Annotated in this window: 12 protein-coding genes; 7 read left to right on the forward strand and 5 right to left on the reverse strand. The window is 32.8% G+C overall.

Going from position 1 to position 16,445, the window contains the following annotated elements:
- Positions 1-2: 2 nt before the first annotated feature.
- From FA045_RS08950 to FA045_RS08960, 3 genes are read right to left on the reverse strand one after another with little or no spacing between them, the layout of a single operon-like run.
- Positions 3-2,129: a sensor histidine kinase gene (locus FA045_RS08950; protein WP_136876663.1), complete on the reverse strand. Its 2,127-nt coding sequence runs from the start codon at positions 2,127-2,129 to the stop codon at positions 3-5.
- Entirely contained in the window at positions 2,129-2,848 is a 720-nt protein-coding gene (locus FA045_RS08955) for a hypothetical protein (protein ID WP_136876665.1), read from the reverse strand. The genes FA045_RS08950 and FA045_RS08955 overlap by 1 nt, the downstream gene beginning before the upstream one ends.
- Positions 2,835-5,165 carry an Rv1355c family protein gene (locus FA045_RS08960; RefSeq protein WP_136876667.1) on the reverse strand — a complete coding sequence of 777 codons (2,331 nt, stop codon included), beginning with the start codon at positions 5,163-5,165 and terminating at the stop codon, positions 2,835-2,837. Before FA045_RS08960 ends, FA045_RS08955 begins: the two co-directional genes overlap by 14 nt.
- Before the next feature lie 118 nt (positions 5,166-5,283).
- Here FA045_RS08960 and FA045_RS08965 point away from each other — a divergent pair, with 118 nt between their 5' ends.
- The 3 genes from FA045_RS08965 to FA045_RS08975 all read left to right on the forward strand — a co-directional run bounded on the left by FA045_RS08965 (position 5,284) and on the right by FA045_RS08975 (position 10,345).
- Complete coding sequence (locus FA045_RS08965; protein ID WP_136876669.1) at positions 5,284-5,739, forward strand: response regulator; 456 nt, start codon at positions 5,284-5,286, stop codon at positions 5,737-5,739.
- A gap of 123 nt (positions 5,740-5,862) precedes the next feature.
- Positions 5,863-9,330, forward strand: coding sequence for a PKD domain-containing protein (locus FA045_RS08970; protein WP_136876671.1), 3,468 nt, complete (start codon positions 5,863-5,865; stop codon positions 9,328-9,330).
- 1 nt (position 9,331) lies between these two features.
- Entirely contained in the window at positions 9,332-10,345 is a 1,014-nt protein-coding gene (locus FA045_RS08975) for a PorP/SprF family type IX secretion system membrane protein (RefSeq protein WP_136876673.1), read from the forward strand.
- A gap of 97 nt (positions 10,346-10,442) precedes the next feature.
- Here FA045_RS08975 and rpoN read toward each other — a convergent pair whose 3' ends face one another.
- A complete protein-coding gene (rpoN, locus tag FA045_RS08980) occupies positions 10,443-11,918 on the reverse strand; it encodes an RNA polymerase factor sigma-54 (protein WP_136876675.1) in 1,476 nt (491 codons plus the stop codon).
- 181 nt (positions 11,919-12,099) lie between these two features.
- Here rpoN and mscL point away from each other — a divergent pair, with 181 nt between their 5' ends.
- Positions 12,100-12,486 carry a large-conductance mechanosensitive channel protein MscL gene (gene mscL / locus FA045_RS08985; RefSeq protein WP_136876677.1) on the forward strand — a complete coding sequence of 129 codons (387 nt, stop codon included), beginning with the start codon at positions 12,100-12,102 and terminating at the stop codon, positions 12,484-12,486.
- Between the two features lie 64 nt (positions 12,487-12,550).
- On the opposite strand, the gene FA045_RS08990 is transcribed toward mscL, so the two are convergent.
- Positions 12,551-13,423, reverse strand: coding sequence for a ChaN family lipoprotein (locus tag FA045_RS08990; RefSeq protein WP_136876679.1), 873 nt, complete (start codon positions 13,421-13,423; stop codon positions 12,551-12,553).
- 169 nt (positions 13,424-13,592) lie between these two features.
- Between FA045_RS08990 and FA045_RS08995 the strand changes: the two genes are divergently transcribed.
- Genes FA045_RS08995 through FA045_RS09005 form a run of 3 tightly spaced genes read left to right on the forward strand, consistent with a single transcriptional unit; the run spans position 13,593 to position 16,180 of the window.
- The gene (locus FA045_RS08995; RefSeq protein ID WP_136876681.1) at positions 13,593-14,390 is read left to right on the forward strand and encodes a LiaF transmembrane domain-containing protein; all 798 of its coding nucleotides are present in this window, start codon (positions 13,593-13,595) and stop codon (positions 14,388-14,390) included.
- Between the two features lie 16 nt (positions 14,391-14,406).
- Positions 14,407-15,468, forward strand: coding sequence for a sensor histidine kinase (locus FA045_RS09000; protein ID WP_225871309.1), 1,062 nt, complete (start codon positions 14,407-14,409; stop codon positions 15,466-15,468).
- Complete coding sequence (locus FA045_RS09005; protein ID WP_136876683.1) at positions 15,446-16,180, forward strand: LytR/AlgR family response regulator transcription factor; 735 nt, start codon at positions 15,446-15,448, stop codon at positions 16,178-16,180. The genes FA045_RS09000 and FA045_RS09005 overlap by 23 nt, the downstream gene beginning before the upstream one ends.
- The last annotated feature ends 265 nt before the right edge of the window (positions 16,181-16,445 follow it).

The following is a 16,445-nucleotide window of genomic DNA, read 5'->3' on the forward strand; positions in this document are numbered from 1 at the left end:
AATTAGTTGGGGTTAACATTCAAAGTAATAATAAATTCTGTTCCATCACCAATTTTTGAATTAACTTCAATGTGTCCTTTATGTTTTTCTATTATACTAAATACAATAGATAAACCTAATCCGGTTCCTTCACCTATATCTTTTGTAGTAAAAAATGGTTCAAAAATTCTATGTTTAGTTTCCTCACTCATCCCTGTACCTGTATCTTTAATACTAATTTTAACTTGTTGATCTATATACCAACTTTTAATAGTTAAAAATTCTTCCTCTCTTTGATCGCTCTTTGTTTTAATAGCCTGAATAGCATTTGAAACCAAATTCATAAAAACTTGATTTATTTTACCAGGTTGGCACTCTACTTTTGGAAGATTACCTAAATCTTTAATAACAGTTAAGTTATCTGGCATACTATTTTTTACCAAAACAAGTGTAGAGTGAAGTCCCTCATTTAAGTCGATAGGTTTCATGTCTGTTTCATCAACTCTACTAAAATTCCTTAAACTTCTAATAATTTCTGCTGTTCTTTTTGCTCCTTCACTAATGCCAGAGAGTAATGAAGATATTTCATTGTTAACAAACCCTAAGTCAATCTGTTTTTTAAAGCCTTCAATTTCTTCAATTTGAGCTTTTACATCACCATCAAAATCAATTTCTTCGTAACGAGAAATTATTTCTTTTAAATCATTAATGTCAAGTTCTAAAGGTTTAATATTAGAGGTAACAAAGTTAATTGGGTTATTAATTTCATGCGCAATACCAGCAGTTAACTGACCTAAAGCAGCCATTTTTTCGGAATCTACCAATTGAGATTGCGTATCTTTTAAATTAGTTAAAGTTATATTTAGGGTAGAATTTGTGGTTTCTAACTCTTCTGTACGTTCTTTTACTTTTTGCTCTAAAACAATATTTTGTTCTCTTATTAATTTTTGATTTTCTAATGATGCATTTAAGGCTTGCACTTGTGCAACTTCATTTTCCTTTTTAAAGAAATTAATTTTATCTGCCAGAGCGAAAGAAAGTAAGGTAACTTCTACCGCCGAAGCTATTTGCAACAAATAAATGGTAAAGTTATTATAAGGAATAATATCATAATCTTTAAGGATAAACAAAATTGCCCCGAGTAATAATATAGACCAAGCTACTAAATAATAGCCCGCTGGCTTAAAATGCTTTTTAAAGTAAACAAAGTTTGCTGCAGACAATGCTAAAATAGTTCCGCTTACCGTTAAAATTTGCATGATAAGGAAGGAGATATTTTTGCCAAATGCAAAAAGTATTACGATGTTAATTATTGTTAACCAGCATAATAGCGTAATAAGATTATGAGCGGTTTTTGAAAATGCTTTGGTGTTTAAAAAAGAAATTGTAAATAAACTGGCAAATAATAAGGCTAGATTAGAAAATAATATAATTGAATAATCATCAATAAAAGAAAATTGATCCCAAAAATATTTAGACGAATAACCTTGTATAGAAACTTGGGTTGACCACGTGAAAAATATATAGAAGATATAAAACAAGTAACTTCTATCTCTAATGATAATGTATAAAAATAAATTATATACAAACATAATAGACATGATACCAGAGTAAAAGCCAAAAACTATCCCTCGTACTGAAAAAGATTCAATTAAAGTTCTTTCGTCAACTATGCTTACTGGGGCTAAAAAAACTTCCTTACTACGTAGTTTTAATAAAATGATATCATCAATATTTATGGGGTTTGGGAGCTTGTAAATTTTTCCTTGTGTATAATCTGGTTTTGATGATGAAAATGGATTAAAAGTGGGAATGGTGTTAATTTGAGAGTTCTTTGACTTAATTAATAGGTAAGATTCTAATAACCTAGATTGATCAATCCAAAGAACTAAATTTTGTTTTTTGATAGCTCTTTTTGCAGTAAGTTTTATCCAATAGGTAGATTGGTCAACTCCAAAATTAAATATATCCGATTCATACTTAGTAAAAGGTAATTTAAGGGCTTGGTTTACAGAAAAATTATGATTTTCATCTTTTAAATAAGAGATGTTTAACCCATAAGATTTTAAATCATCATTTTTTTGATAGCAATAACCCTCTAAATTAAGTAATGCAAGAAATGAAAATAAAATGAATATTATTTTTTTCATTATAAATTAAGTGTTAAATCATAATGCATATTAATTGTTTCTCCTGTTTTAGCAATCATTTGGTGGGTAGTTATGGGATTTTCTCTTAAATTCATGATTTCTTTTTTAACCTCATCATAAGTTAGTGGTAAGTTCTTTACATCATCAATTAAAATTGCAGTTGCTGTTAAATCCTCTTTCGGATAATAGAACTTTCCATTAATACCAATTTCATTGATCACCCTAAAACCTCCTCTTATAGAGTTTCTGTAAGTTGCAGGTGCACATAAACCGAATAAAGTATCCAAATTTATAAGTCCGGCGAAGGCAACAGAGGCAATACTTAACTGCATACTACCAATTCCTAAACCTGCAATTTCCCAAGAGTTCCATAAACCACAAAATTCTCCTGTCCCTCCGTCTGTTCTATCTTCAACCATTTTATAAATACGATCATCCATATTACCAACGGCTCCTTCTAAAGGTAAAGGATTTTTTCTATTTGCTTGATGGATCCTTCCTCCAGCTAATGCTTTTCCATCTTTTTCGGCACTTACAATAATTACATATACATCAGGGTTTAAAACCCAATCTATTTTTGCAGAAGTAATTTGGGTAATTCCAAAAATTTCTAATACATGTGTATGACCTTCTATAAACTTCATGCAAGCGGCACGGTCATCTACTGCTCTAAACGCTTTAAAATATAAATTTTCGATGTTAGGTTTAAGCTCTTCCAATTGAGAATGTTTTTGAGATTAATTTTCTGATGGTTCTTTCTGGTGATGGGCTAGCATTAAAAATTCTGAACATGAAGGTAGCTTGCTCATTATTATTTAGCTCAAATATCTGTTTAAAATTATTTTCAGCTTGTGTAAGCTGTGCTTTTACTTCTAAAGGAATTGGTAAGCTGTTTTCTACGCTGTTTTTGTAAAAAAATATAAGTGGAACGTTTACTGGATGAATTTGTAAATCTAAGCTTGTTGCCCCAAGCCACATTTTTTGTGCAGCAATACCAGCTTTTATGTAAGAGCTCATTTCTCCATTAGGCATTGTAATTAAGCCTATGGCTGATGAAGACATAAATTGTGACATGGTAAGTCGTTTAAAGCCACTGCCACCATTTATTTGTTTTAAAAAGGCAACCATATTTTTATCTTTTAGTAACCTAATTCCCACTTGGTCATTATTGTTTAAATCTAAAGTATGTATGCCAATACCGTCTTCGGTTTTTGTTACTTCATCTAAACTCCAACGCATTTCTCTGGTAATAAAATCTTCATGAGCTTCAGGAATAAACATTCTTAAAAGATCGGTTAGCGTTGCAGTTTCTCCAATCTGCTTAATTATTGCTGGATTTGTAATCCATTTTAATTTAGCCCCTTCAATACTTTGAGTAAGTATATTTAAAGTTTCAATTGCAGTTTGATCTATCTCGGTGCGAGGTGTAATTTTTCTATTGGTATGCCTTTTGTTAATTTGTGCAGCGAGTGTTTCTTGTACTTTATTTATTTGATAATCAGGTTTAAAACTGATATAAGCAATATGATTTGATTCAAGTTGCGGAGTGAGGTGATATACAGCCTCAAGATTATTGGCAGCTGCTGCAAGTATTACATTTTCAATTGCTGTACCTAATGATAGATAGGATGAGATATGTTGAGGATCTAAATAGGCCTCAGCAGCACTTGGTTCTAAAAATAAATGCAATAAACCATTTTGGAAATGCCAACGCCAGGGTTGGCTATTACCACCCGAAGGAGCTTTATTACCATTAGCAATTATATTTTCTAAAATAGCTAAGGGCATTTGATAGTCACTTTTTTCGAAAGCTGATTGATTACTTTCAATAAAATTTTCTATTTCTTTAGTTTGTAGTGGGGTGGTAATGGTGCTTTTTTCGGTAATTGATGTCGTTTTTACTGGGTCGGAGATTAACTCATCCATGTCTATAAAAAATCTGCCAGAAACATTCAAGTGCCCTAAAAGGATTTTTCTAGATAAATCTGCAGTTATACCACCGCCAAAAGTTACTGCACTTGCCAACTGGGGCCAGGTAGAAATTGTAGCCATCAATTCAATAGCAGAAGCTTTCATTCGCATTGATAAAGTTTCAATGCCAGTTACAGCAGTTATATATGGAATTTTCTCTTCCATAGTGCTAAGCGATTTGTATTTACTCATATCCAAATGCTCAACCATTCCGTGTAAAACTGGTCTATTTGGCTCTAAATCAAACCGTTCAATATCAATAGTGCCTCTATCGCTACCTTCCATTAAAACAGGTATACCTAAAGATTTTGCTTTGTTACGGGCATTAATTTTAATATCAAAACTATCACATTCATCTATTAGTAAATCTAAGTTGCCGTTGCCAGTTAAAAATACAGCTAAATTTTCTTCGGTTATTCCATCTTCAAAACAAACCACATTTAAAAAAGGATCAATTTCTGCAATCTCTCTCGCAACAATTACTGTTTTTTTTATTTTTAAGTTGTAAACACCAGTTCTAATTCGGTTGATGTTGCTTAAATCGAGTTCATCAAAATCCGCTATGCGTAATTCTCCAAATCCTCGCTCCATCGCCAATGTTAAAGAAACTGACTGACCAACAGATAAACCCATTACTCCAATCTTTTTCTTTGCTAAAATCTCTTGCTCTTTGTCGGTAATTTTATGCTTGTTACGGTTTGTTCTTACAATTGCAAATTCATGTTCATCTAGTAAATGAACTAACTTTTGTGCCCATGGGTAATAAACCCAAACACCATATTCATCGCTAGGGGTTAAGCCAAATTTTTCTTCTACTTTCTTTTTAAATTCTGTGGGAGGGGAAAATACGATGGTTGGATGCAAGCATTTAATTAATTCTTCAACTTGAGCATGTATGTAATCATACACCTGTAAATTCTGATGTTTATTAAGTAAGTTTTCTAATTCTTCTTTATCGCTTAAATTAGCTAATCTGTAAAATACTGGTTTATATAAGTTTTGAAGTTCTGATGTTTGAACTTTTAGTTGAGAGAGCGATAATTTAGAACCAATTTTGGCGTGCATTTTAAGGGATGGATACGTTTGTTAAAAAATAAAAATACAACTAGTTGTTAAAACAACTAAATTAGTGTTTTAAGATTAATAAATCTAAAGTATTTTTATCTTTTATTAAGCACACACAATGAATACAAACATATTATACGTAGATGATGAGCCCCACAATTTAAGTGCATTTGCGGCTACTTACAGAAGATTGTACAAAGTTTTTACCGCAGAATCTGCTGATGAGGGAAGGAAAATTTTAGATAAGGAAGATATACACATTGTAATTACTGACCAAAGAATGCCAAAAACAACTGGGGTAGAATTTTTGGCTTCGATTTTAGAGGCTCATCCAGATCCGATTCGCATGATTTTAACAGGATATACTGATATTGATGCTGTAATTGATGCCATAAATAAAGGTCAGGTTTATCGGTATATACAAAAACCTTGGATGGAAGAAGATTTAAGGATTAACATAGAAAAGGCCGTAGAGATATACAATTTACGTAAAGAAAATAAAGAACTTACCGAAAAATTAATTGTTGCAAACAGACAGTTAGAATTTATTGCAAGACAAAACTTGCTTTCATAATTATTTAATTTTTTGTACTGCGCTAATTATGTGTGTTTATACACATTTTAATGTCAAATAATAGTTAGAATTTATATTTAAAATCTTATTATTGTATTGACCAAATGTTGTATTAACTTCTTAATGAAAAACTTACGTCTACTTATTTTACTTTTATCATTTGCAAGTTTTTTTTCAACTGTAAAAGCTCAAAATATTTCTAATGAGGGAATGGAGTTTTGGACTGTTTTTCCAAGTCATAGACCTAGTGGAGGTGTGCTGGCAGAAATGAATGTTAACGTAACCTCAAAATTTAATACAGAAGTTACAGTATCATGTGGTGCAACTACGCAAACAAAAACTATTCCAGCAAATACAGTTGTTACTTTCTTAGTTAGCAGAGCTCAGTCTTATATTGATGAATCAGAAAGTAATCAAAATTTAATAAATAGGGGTATTCATATCGTTGTTACTCCTGGAATGCCGAAAATTGTGGCATATAGTCATGTTTTTGCAGCTGCAAGAAGTGCAGCCACCTTAATTTTACCTGTTGAAGCCTTGGGACAGCAATATTACGCCATGAATTATACACAAGATAATCAAGGTCGTAATTTTTTAGCAGTTGTGGCAACAGAAGATAACACCGATTTAGTTTTACATAGAAATGGTACAACGTTAGCTATAAATGGTTTAAAAAAAGGTGATGTATATCAATATATGATGCCTTCTGAAGATTTAACAGGAACATATATTGAAACTGCAGCAAATTCATCCTGTAAAAAATTCGCTGCATTTTCTGGGAGTTCGGGAATGAGAATAGGAGGTAATACAGGTGGTGTTGACCCATTATTGCAACAACTTTACGCTATTAATAGTTGGGGTAAAACTTACGGAGTAGTTCCTTTTGTAAATAGAAGATATATTGTTAGGGTGCTTGCTCAGGAAGATAATACAACTATCAATTTTGATGGAGTATCTGCAGGAATGATAAACAAAGGACAATTTATTGAGAGAGTTTTAATAGAGCCAACAATTGTATCCTCAGATAAGTTGATTAGCGTTGCAGAATATTCTTACACACAAGAACACTCCTCGCCAACAGGCAATGGTTTGCCTAGTGGCGATCCAGAAATGGTTTTGCTAAACCCTGTAGAATTTAACATTAAGAATATCACATTATTTTCATCAGATAAATTTAGAATCTTAGAAAGATATTTAAATGTTTTTATGAAAACAGATAAAGCCTCTAGTTTTAAAATAAATGGTTTAGTTCCTAACAATGGAACGTGGCAAGTAATGCCATCAAATCCAGCATATTCTTATATACAGATAGCAGTTTATGAAGAAAGTTTAACGCTTACTGCTGATGATGGCTTTAATGCGATTGCCTATGGTTTCGGCGATCATGAATCTTATGCTTACTCTGCAGGTACAAATTTAGCATCATCGCAATTTCTTTTGGTAGTCAATAAATCAACCAATAATGAAAATGCAGCTGCTTGCGTTGGTCAGCAGTCAGATTTACGAATTACATTACCTTATGAACTAGAGAAAATAATTTGGCAATTTGTTGATGGTTCTCCAGATTATCCTGACCTTGATCCTAACCCTGTTATAACAGGAACATCTACTAAACTTTATACCTATACAGCTCCTGTAAACAAGGTTTTTAGTGTTGTTGGTGCAACTCAAGTTACTGCTTTAGCTACATTGGTAGCTGGCGCTGGAAGTTGTTATACCAATGAAGTTGAGTTGATATTTAATTTTAATGTAGATCCTTTGGCAGTAGCTAAAATTGGGGCTCCAACAAATGGTTGTGCTGGAGATGAGGTAAAGTTTATGGATGAAAGCTCATCGATGGTAGTTGGTAAATCTATTACCTCTTGGAAATGGGATTTTGGAGATGGTAGCCCAATTTCAACTGATAAGAACCCAGTTCACACTTTTTCAAATGCTGGAAATTATATTGTAAAACTTTCTGTAAGTGCAGAAAATGGATGTTTTTCTACTGTTGTAGAGCATAATATATTAATTAATCCTAAAGCTAATGTAGCATTTTTGCCAGCTGCGGTAACCTGTTTAGCTAGTGATATTTTATTTACAGACCAGTCTACTGTAGCTGTTGGCAATATCGTAAAATGGAATTGGGACTTTGGCGATCCGAGTTCTTCTGCAAACACAAGTGCTTTGCAAAACCCAACCCATATTTATAATGCTATTGGCAATTATAACATCACATTAACTGTAGAAACTAACAATGGTTGTGTGAGTAGTTTAACTAAAAGCATTACTATAAATGACTTGCCAAAAGTAGAATTTACAGTGCCAGATGTTTGTTTGGCTGACGCAGAAGCAATTTTTGTTAATAAATCTACTGATTTTGATGGCTTAACGGAAACCGGGCTTACCTATTTATGGAATTTTGGAGACCCTAGTTCATCTTCTAATACCTCTACAGAAAGAAATGGTAAACATAAGTATAATGCATCAGGAGATTACTTTGTAACACTTACTGTTACCAATGCAAACGGGTGTTCAGTAACCTCTTTAGCTACACCATTTATAGTTAATGGTTCTAATCCGAAGGCAAATTTTGAGGTGCTAAATCCAACCAATTTGTGTAGTAATACAGATTTCATGTTAAAAAATACATCAACTGTTGATTTTGGTAACGTTACAAAAATACAATGGTTTTTAGATGGAGTTAAATATGGTAATGATGATTTAGATCCAACTTTTAACAAAGAATATACATTTAATATCCCTCAATTTACAAGCCCATTAACCAAAGTAATTAAGGTTAAAATGGTGGCTTATTCGGGTGGCACTTGTGAAAATGTGATGGAGAAAGACATTATTTTGTTGGCATCGCCTATTGTAGAATTTTATTCAGTAAATCCACTTTGTGAAAATAGTGGAACCATCCAATTTACAGCTAAAGAAACCGGGGGTTTACAAGGTGCTGGGGTATATACAGGTAAAGGAATATCGATTTCAGGATTGTTTAATCCGTTAATTGCAGGTGTAGGCATACATACTATAACTTACACATTTACAGCACAAAATGGTTGCAAAGACCAGAAAAGTCAGTCAGTTGAGGTTTTTCCAACTCCTACAGTAGATGCTGGTAGCGATTTTTTTATATTAGCAGGTGGAGAAAAGCAAATTTCGGCAACAGCATCTGGTATCGACTTAACTTATGAATGGACTCCTTCAATAGGTTTAAGTAGAACAGATATTTTAAATCCAATTGCTAAACCTGAAGTTGATACTAAGTACACTTTAAAGGTTACATCTAGCCAAGGTTGTATTTCATTTGATGATATTTTAGTGAAAGTTTTACAAGGAGTAGAAGCACCAAATACTTTTTCTCCAAACGGAGATGGTATTAATGATTTATGGAATATTAAATATTTAGATACTTATCCAAACTCAACGGTAGAGATTTTTGATAGAAATGGGCAGAAAGTTTACGCAAGTAGTAGGGGTTATGCTGTTCCGTTTGATGGAAACTTTAATAAAAAAGCTTTGCCTGTCGGAACTTATTACTACATTATCAATCCAAATAGTGGAAGAAAAAATATTACAGGAAATTTAACCATAATTAGATAGTTTGAAAAGGATTTTATATATAGTTTGTTTATTGTCAGTTTGTTGTACTACAACTTACAGCCAACAAAAGCCGCAGTACACACAGTATATTTTTAATCAATATTTATTAAATCCTGCTTTAAGCGGAATAGAAAATTATACTGATTTTAAAGCTGGTTACAGAAAACAATGGTCTGGAATTAATAATTCTCCTCAAACAACATTTGCATCTGCACATTGGAGTTTAGGAGATGATTATTTATGGAAAAATCCATTATCTCAACCAGAAAAAGGTGATGATCCGATGAGCCAAAATTATATGCAAAATTACACTGCTTCGCCCGCTCATCATGGCATGGGTGCAACAGTTGTATTAGATGAAGCTGGTCCAATTTCAAGATTAGATGCAAATTTAACTTATGCTTATCATTTACAATTAGCAGGTACATGGAATTTATCAGTTGGTGCAGCAGCAGGTATAACTAGAATTGGATTAGATGTTAATGCATTAACATTAGAAAATCCTAACGATCCGGCATTAAATAATACAATTACAAGTCAAGTTAAGCCAGATTTTAGCATGGGCGTTTGGCTATATGGAGCTCAATTTTTTGCTGGTGCTTCCGTTCAACAAATATTACCTCAAAAGCTCTCTTTTACCAGCGATCCTAACTATAATTTGGGTAAAGAAGTGCCACATTTTTTTGTTACAGCGGGCTACAAGTGGATGATTGATGATGAAATTGCTGCAATACCTTCTTTTATGCTAAAATATGTTAGTCCCACACCTGTTTCGGTAGATTTAAATTTAAAAGTGGCTTTTAAAGATAGAATTTGGGTAGGAGGTAGTTATAGGCACAACGATTCTTTCTCGGCAATGGCCGGATTAAATGTAAGCAGGTTAGTTAATCTAACTTATGCTTATGATTTTACCACTTCGCAATTAAATCAAGTAAGTTCTGGTAGCCACGAAATTGTTTTGGGCTTACAACTCAATAATGTTTACAGAGTAATGAGTTCGATGAGAATGTGGTAATTCAATTTTCAGTTGGCAGTTTTCAGTTAACGGTTTACAGTTATCAATTTTCAGTTATTTGATTTTCTAGTACTGTAAACCTTATATTGCAAACTGTTTACAGTTCTTTCCTTAATCTAGCAACCGGAATATTCATTTGCTCACGATATTTTGCAACTGTTCTTCGGGCTATATTATAACCTCTTTCTTTTAAAATATCCGTTAACTTCTCATCTGCTAAAGGTTTGCGTTTATCCTCGTTACCAATGCAGTCTTCTAAAATTTTCTTTACTTCTTTATTCGAAACTTCTTCGCCGTTTTCGGTTTGAATAGCCTCTGAGAAGAATGATTTAAGTAAAAACGTACCAAATTCTGTTTGAACATATTTAGAGTTTGCCACCCTTGAAACAGTTGAAATATCCATGCCAATTTTATCTGCAATGTCTTTTAAAATCATTGGGCGCATTTTACGCTCATCAGCAGTTAAAAAATACTCATATTGGTAATGCATTATTGCGTTCATGGTTTTTAACAAAGTTTGTTGCCTTTGTTTGATAGCATCGATAAACCATTTCGCCGAATCTAATTTTTGCTTCACAAATTGAACGGCCTCTTTCATTTTTTTATCTTTTTGAGAAGCTTTATCGTAATGATCAAACATATCCATGTAAGAGCGACTAACCCTTAATTCTGGTGCGTTTTTAGAGTTTAATGTTAAAATTAAAATTCCGTCGTTGTTACTAATGTGAAAATCTGGAATAATTTGTAATTGTTTAGTAGTAACTTGATTAGAATCTCCTGGTTTTGGGTTAAGTCTTAAAATTTCAGCAACAACTTCTTTCAACTCATCGCCATTTAATCCAACAGACTTTTCTAATTTATCGTAATGCTTACGCGTAAATTCATCTAAATGGTGTTCTACAATAGCAATTGCTTTTTTTATAATTGGGTTGTTGATATCTTTTCGTCTCAGTTGTAAGCTTAAACACTCTTGTAAATCTCTAGCTGCAATACCTGGCGGATCAAAACCTTGTATCACTTTAAGCATTTCTAAAACATCTTCCTCCTCAACAATTACATTCTGAGAAAATGCCAAATCATCAATCATAGAGGTGATTGGCCTACGTAAATAGCCATCATCATCTAAACTGCCAATTATCTGTTTACCTACAATAAAATCGCTATCAGAAAGCGGTACAAGGTCTAGTTGTTCTTGTAAACTTTCAAAAAATGTGCTTTCTATTGCTATTGGAGTTTCTTTTTTATCTTCATCATCATCACTGTTATTATATGATGTGCTGTAATCATTGGTATTATCATCTTGTAGGTAATCTTCTACATTAAATTCATCTGCAATTGTATCTTCCTTTACATCAGGAGTTTCGTAATCTTCTCGCTCATTTAAGTCATCATATTCATTAACAGGTTCTTCAGCTGTCATTAAACTTGGGTCTTCTAAAGCAGGATTATCCTCTAACTCCTCCTTAATACGCGTATCTAAAGCAACAGTTGGCACTTGCAACAATTTAATAAATTGAATTTGTTGTGGTGATAACTTTTGAAGTAATTTTTGCTGTAGGTTTTGTCTTAACATATATTAAAAGAAGATGATATTAGTCGCCAAAAATAAGCATTTGCTTTACAATTAATGAATTTAAAATGTGCTTATCTAATTAAATGTGTTTAATTTTGTTCAATATTTATTGCAGTAATTGTAAAGTTTATTACTTTTAACTAATAAACGAACAAATTAATTAATAATTAAAAAATTTATTATGGGAATAGTTAAGGAATTTAAAGAATTTGCTGTTAAGGGTAATGTACTTGATTTAGCAGTGGGTGTAATTATTGGTGCTGCATTTGGTAAAATTGTAAGCTCATTGGTAGAAGATATTATTACACCAGCAGTTTTGGGACCTGCTTTAAAAGCCGCTGGTTTACAAAACCTAAGTGAGTTAACAATTGCGGGTACAGCAATTAAATATGGAAACTTTCTTTCTCAAGTAATTTCGTTTATAATTGTTGCGTTTGTTTTGTTCTTAGTAATTAAGGGTGCAAATAATTTAAAAAAGAAAGAAGTTGCTGCTCCATCTGTGCCAACACCACCAACTAAAGAAGAAATTTTGTTAACAGAAATAAGAGATTTATTAAAAACTAAATAAATCAATTCCGCAAACAAAAAACTCTGATTGATTAAATTGATCAGAGTTTTTTTGTGATTTCGAACTAAAATGTTCTTTTAACAGCAGGATCTGTGACAATGATATAATCACCCAATGCTTTATATTTTTCCCAATTGGGATTAGAAAAATCTTCTGCAGAAAATGATGAGATGTTTAATATCCTTAATTTTGGTGCATAGTTTCTAAGTTTAGCAAGTGTGCCTAACTTCTCATCGCTATGAAAGCGGCCATTTACTTGAAAAATCTTTACGTTTTTATTTGCTTTAGCGAATTTTGCAATAGACCAGGCCATTGTTGCATCCCAAAAATTTTGGGTTTGATAAACTTTCATTCCACCCATGCTATGTCCGCCCAAAGTTTCTACAAATTTATCATAATATCTACCTGTTGCCGTATCAATTGGTAATGGAGGAATAAACTGTTTAGATTCTTTCAGAAAAGTGTTTAAAATATCAATCCCGTTTCTTGTAACTGCATTACTATATCTTGCAGCTGCATTTCCACCAATAACTGCAAGTTTGTTTGTTTTCGCCTCCTCAATCATTGGTTTGTAGTCTTTATAGTTATTCCAAGCCCTAGCTTCTTTTATAAAGTTTTTTTCGCTGATGTTTCCACTCAAATATTCATTAATAATAGGTTGCACATCAGTATGAAACATTTCTAATGTTAATGCTGCTTTGCCATGATATGCTGTAGCCAATTTTTTAAAGATCAGGGCTTCTAAATAATGACCAATCGAATCGTTATGTTCTTCGCCAAAAAACAGCACATCAGCATTGCTCATGTCTGTAATGATGTCATCAACAGCAATAGTTTTTTGTTTTTTAATATCATAAATTTTATAGTGCTTGGTTATATCTTGGGCATATGATAATACCGGTAACAATAGCATTAAGGCAAAAAGTAGTTTTTTCATTTATAATTATTAATTTGGTTAAATAGATAGATCTTAATAAAAATCAAATTAACAAATAATTTTACCGATTAATAAAGGTTATTTACCGACAAATTTGAGCAGAACAGCAGTTTTGCATTTTTATTATAAAATGTAGGCTATACATTTGGTCATATTATTACTAAGTATCATGGAAAATCAAAATTATAAAGAAACAGAAAACCGATCAGGTAAAATATTAGCTGGTTTAATTATCGTGATTATAGGTTCGCTTTTATTGGTTAATAATATTGCCTTTAATTTGCCAAATTGGTTATTTTATTGGAGCAATATATTAATTGTTTTAGGGTTAGTTATTGGTGCAAAAACTAATTTTAAAAATGGTAACGGTATCATCTTAATTATTGTTGGCTTGTTTTTTACTTTAAAAAAGGCTTTAAATCATGTGGTTGATTTTGATAAAGTTGGTTGGCCAGCCTTAATCATCGCAATAGGATTATATCTTATTTTAAAACCGAAAAGTGATTTTAAAAAATGTAAACCAAAAAAAAACAAGTGGAAGGATAGTTTGGGTGCAAGTGATCCAATAAACACTTCAAATACTGTGAATAGCGAATATGGTATGGATCCTGATCGACTTACGAACCATTTAGATTATTTAGATTCGGTAAACGTTTTTGGCGGCAGCCACCAAATTGTATATTCTAAAAACTTTAAAGGAGGCGAAATAACAGCGGTTTTTGGCGGTTGCGATGTAAATTTATCTCAAGCAGATTTTGAAGGACAGATTATTATTGATGTAACCGCAATTTTTGGGGGAACTAAAATCATTGTTCCTCCCGGTTGGCACGTAAAATCTGAAGTTACAGCAATTTTTGGAGGTTTAGATGATAAGCGTGGGATGCAACCAGCCGTAGATGGACAACAGAAATTATTAATTATAAGAGGTATTGCCTTATTTGGCGGTGTGGATATCAGAAATTTTTAACCTCAATATTTAAATTTTGACAACTACACCATTATCTCTCCAACGGATAAAAATAGTCTCCAGCATTATTTTAGCTTGCTGGGTAGCTGGCTGCACAGCAATTATTTATTACGTTGTAGGTTTTAATTTACAAATTGCCTTGGTTGATAGCGTTATCAGTAACGGTCTATTGGCCATTGGCTGTATCATTATCAGCAATATGCTGGGATATTATCAGCCAAAAAATGAGAAAATGCTATTCATCATTTTAATAACCGCTGTGCTAACTTTTGTAGTGGTTTATTTTGGTAAATATGGCCTCGAATATTTATTTGCAGACCAAAAGCCCTATTTAATATTTTTAGATTTTTCTATTCCTTTCAGATATATATTGGCTTTTATGTGTTTAAATTGGTGTGCACTCGCCAATATTTTATGGTATAGGTTAGAAGAACAATCAGAAACACAGGGTAGGTTATTGGCAACGCAGAGTTTGGCTAAAGAAGCAGAGCTGAATAAATTGAGACACCAATTACAGCCTCACTTTTTGTTCAATAGCTTAAACTCGGTATATGCCTTAACTATCGTAAACCCAACAGAAGCGGGCACCATGATTACCAAGTTGGCAGCTTTTTTACGCGGCACCTTAAAACGCGACGATGAGGTTTGGGTAAACGTTGCCGAAGAAATGGAATACATCCAACTGTATTTAGATATTGAAAAGGTGAGATTTAGTCATCGCTTAAATATTGATGTGCAGATTGATGAAAATACCCACAACTTGTGTTTACCAGGAACTTTATTACAACCAATTGTAGAAAATGCCATTAAATTTGGTTTGTATAATACTTCTACCGCAATAACTATAACCATAAGGGTAGCATTAGAAAACAATACGCTACTAATTTGCGTGGCCAACCCCTACGATCCACAAATGACAGCCAGCAAAGGAACAGGTTTCGGATTATCATCTATTAGAAGGCGACTTTATTTGTTATTTGCCGACAATAATTTACTGCAAACAGAAACACAAAACGATAATTTATACATTACTAAGCTTAAAATACCTCAAAAAAATGATCAAAACGATACTAATTGATGATGAAGCATTGGCTAGGGATGTGGTTAAACATTACTTACAATCGTATCCTGAAATAAAGATTGTTGCAGAGTGCAGCGATGGATTTGAGGGATTAAAAGCAATTGCCCAACATCAACCAGATTTTATTTTTTTAGACATACAGATGCCTAAAATAAGTGGTTTCGAGATGTTAGAATTGGTAGAAAATCATCCTGCAGTAATTTTTACAACTGCTTTTGATGAATATGCCATTAAGGCTTTCGAAGTTAACGCAGTTGATTATTTATTGAAACCTATAGAAAAAGTTCGTTTCGACCAAGCCATGCAAAAACTGCCAGCAAAATTAGCCAAAGGCGAAACCAGTAATGATTTATTAGAGAGTGCGGCTTTATCGCCAGCTCAAAACAATAGGATTGTAGTTAAAAATGCAGGTGTAATTAAAATTATATCAGTTACAGAACTAAACTATATCGAAGCGGATGATGATTATGTGAAAATTAATACAACCGAAGGTAATTTTCAGAAAAATAAAACAATGAGCTTTTTCGAGCAAACTTTAGATTCCACTCAGTTTATTCGCATTCACCGTTCATATATTATAAACTTAGCTCAAGTAACTAAAATAGAATTGAAAGAAAAAGACAGTTACGTGGTGTTGCTAAAATCTAATATTTGGTTGCCAGTTAGTAAGAGTGGTTTTGTAAAATTAAAAGCGGCTTTGGGTTTGTAACCCCTAAATCCCCTAAAGGGGACTTGCCAGTATCGTCCTTTCGAACGTGGTTCTTCACCGAGAAATCTTTTATTACAAAGCTATTGCTAAACAGATATCTCATTCGTTCCTCATTTCGATATGACGATTGGGTAGCTAAAAGTATTTAAACTGAAACTGGCTTTAGGAAACTGGGTTTCTGTGCACCTATCTCTCACTTTAAACCCGACCAAAGCGAGAAAGCCCGGAGGTTTGAGGAACGAAAGCCGAGGACTTGAAGCGGGGG

This window comes from Pedobacter cryotolerans, assembly GCF_005116475.1.
In the GTDB taxonomy this organism is placed as follows: domain Bacteria; phylum Bacteroidota; class Bacteroidia; order Sphingobacteriales; family Sphingobacteriaceae; genus Pedobacter; species Pedobacter cryotolerans.

Excerpts from the sequence above, each read along its gene's own strand:
- FA045_RS08950 (WP_136876663.1), bottom strand. The coding sequence starts at position 2,129 with ATGAAAAAAATAATATTCATTTTATTTTCATTTCTTGCATTACTTAAT.
- FA045_RS08960 (WP_136876667.1), bottom strand. The coding sequence starts at position 5,165 with ATGCACGCCAAAATTGGTTCTAAATTATCGCTCTCTCAACTAAAAGTT.
- FA045_RS08965 (WP_136876669.1), top strand. The coding sequence starts at position 5,284 with ATGAATACAAACATATTATACGTAGATGATGAGCCCCACAATTTAAGT.
- FA045_RS08970 (WP_136876671.1), top strand. The coding sequence starts at position 5,863 with ATGAAAAACTTACGTCTACTTATTTTACTTTTATCATTTGCAAGTTTT.
- rpoN (WP_136876675.1), bottom strand. The coding sequence starts at position 11,918 with ATGTTAAGACAAAACCTACAGCAAAAATTACTTCAAAAGTTATCACCA.
- mscL (WP_136876677.1), top strand. The coding sequence starts at position 12,100 with ATGGGAATAGTTAAGGAATTTAAAGAATTTGCTGTTAAGGGTAATGTA.
- FA045_RS08990 (WP_136876679.1), bottom strand. The coding sequence starts at position 13,423 with ATGAAAAAACTACTTTTTGCCTTAATGCTATTGTTACCGGTATTATCA.
- FA045_RS08995 (WP_136876681.1), top strand. The coding sequence starts at position 13,593 with ATGGAAAATCAAAATTATAAAGAAACAGAAAACCGATCAGGTAAAATA.
- FA045_RS09005 (WP_136876683.1), top strand. The coding sequence starts at position 15,446 with ATGATCAAAACGATACTAATTGATGATGAAGCATTGGCTAGGGATGTG.